Genomic DNA, 1,737 nt, shown 5'->3' with positions numbered 1-1,737 from the left:
GGCCGCGCGCGCGAGGTGGTCTGGATCACCCATGAGCTGACCCAGTACACGCGGCGTTTCCTGGTCCGCGGCACGCTCGATGCCATCATCAACCAGGATCCCGGCCATGAGGCGCGGTCTGCGGCGCGAGTCCTGCTGGCGCATTGTTCGGGTGAGCCGATCAGCCCCGACCAGGAGCGCATCCGCATCGACATTTTTCTGCGGGACAATCTGCCGTAGCTTCGAGCTCGCAGGTGACGCGCACTTGCTCGGGTCGAATATGGGCAGCCGCGCGCTTGCGACCGTTGCATCAATCGAGATCACGGGCCGCTACGCGACCGGAATGAACGCATATCCTTGCCCTTCCTCGACCACTCTGCCGATGCCTGGTCGACCTAGGTGAGCGCCGGCTAGCCACGTATGTGCATGTGCCGCGTCCTGGAGCAGCTTGATCCGGCTAGCCCTCGCCACGGCTTCGTCATCGTCATAGGCCCAGGTAAGCTCGGGACGGGAAAACTGTGCGGCGGGAACGTGGATAAGGTCGCCGCAGAATAAGACATCGTCCTCGTCAGTGTTGAGGAGATAACCCATATGACCCCGAGCATGCCCAGGTATATCCACCGCCAGTAAATGATCGGCCAGCCGATCTCCTCCGTTAATTGGGGCAAGGAGTGAACGAAACTCCTCCAACACTGGCTCGGCAAGAAACTCCTCAACGGCGTCTTCCCCTATCACAATCTTCCTCAGGCCATGAAATGCTCGTCGGCCGTCAGGCATGAGGAGTCCATTGATGTGGTCGCCATGAGCATGAGTGAGGGCGATCGTCGTAACCGATGACGTGTCGATGCCTGCCTCCGCCATCGCCTCCACGAGGTGACCCATGGTCGGGTCCCAACTCCCGCCCGCTCCACAGTCGATCAAGACGCGATCCATGCCAAAGCGATCGAACAGGAAGCAGTTGACCGATAATCGAACTAGCGAAGCGTCCCGCTGAGGCGGTTCGGTCTGCCTGCATACTTTGTTGTCTGGATAGTTGAGGGATTCGGCGGGCAGGTCGACATATCCATCAGAGAGCGACCAAATCCTCCACGATCCCGAAGCGCAGCCCAAGGTGTTGGCGCTTTGTGACAGAGCTTCCACGGACAACCTGCCAGGCGTTGATTCATTTTCTCAAAACGATACCGAAGCCGTCAGATCTTCGAAGTCATCACTTTTTGAGCGATCTTCCAGGTTCCGTTGACCTTTAGGCATGACAACATGTCGGTGAAGTAGCGTGGCGGAATTTGCAATTTCAGCTTTAGAAGCGCGAGCTCTCCCTCAATGTCTATTGACAGGATCTGATCTTGGCGCTCCAGGCCCTGTTGTTTCGGAGCTTTCAAATTGCGGACAGCTGCCAGCCACGTCGCAATTGGCGTCACGCTCACGTTGCCGTCGTCGCCGACCTTGGTCACGGAACTCGATGGATGAAATAGAGACGCGAATTTGTCAGCATCCATTTCATAGGCACTGTCGAAATAGATCTGCGCCAGGGAGCGCAAGGCACGAGCATCGGTATCCATAGGCCTGTTATCCAAAAGGTTGGGAATGGGAAGAAACTGCGCGTGCTGAAAGTCCGGTCTCCGAGCATCAAACCGGGAACGCTGACCACACGTGCCGAGTGTCAAGCCGGCCGAAACCTGCAGAAGGTCGGCTCACATCTCCCTTGTTGGCCGAACCTAGGACAAAGTGGCTTATGAGGCTAGGCATGTTGCATAAGAT

2 protein-coding genes and 1 pseudogene are annotated in these 1,737 nt (G+C 57.5%); 1 reads left to right on the top strand and 2 read right to left on the bottom strand.

All coding sequences use genetic code 11. The annotated features are described in order from the left end of the window. Positions 1–219 (top strand): annotated as a pseudogene (locus ACXJL8_RS40260) (LacI family transcriptional regulator); the annotation flags it as partial. A 90-nt stretch (positions 220–309) separates the two neighbouring features. On the opposite strand, the gene ACXJL8_RS40255 reads toward ACXJL8_RS40260, so the two are convergent. Both ACXJL8_RS40255 and ACXJL8_RS40250 read right to left on the bottom strand, forming a co-directional pair. Further along, positions 310–1,119, bottom strand: coding sequence for an MBL fold metallo-hydrolase (locus ACXJL8_RS40255; RefSeq protein WP_456623336.1), 810 nt, complete (start codon positions 1,117–1,119; stop codon positions 310–312). Positions 1,120–1,169: 50 nt separating this feature from the next. Continuing rightward, on the bottom strand, positions 1,170–1,538 hold the full coding sequence (locus ACXJL8_RS40250; protein ID WP_456623335.1) for a nuclear transport factor 2 family protein: 369 nt from the start codon (positions 1,536–1,538) through the stop codon (positions 1,170–1,172). Positions 1,539–1,737 lie beyond the last annotated feature (199 nt).

This window comes from Bradyrhizobium sp. P5_C11_2 (assembly GCF_054049755.1).
This window is presented reverse-complemented; position numbering and strand designations above follow the sequence as displayed.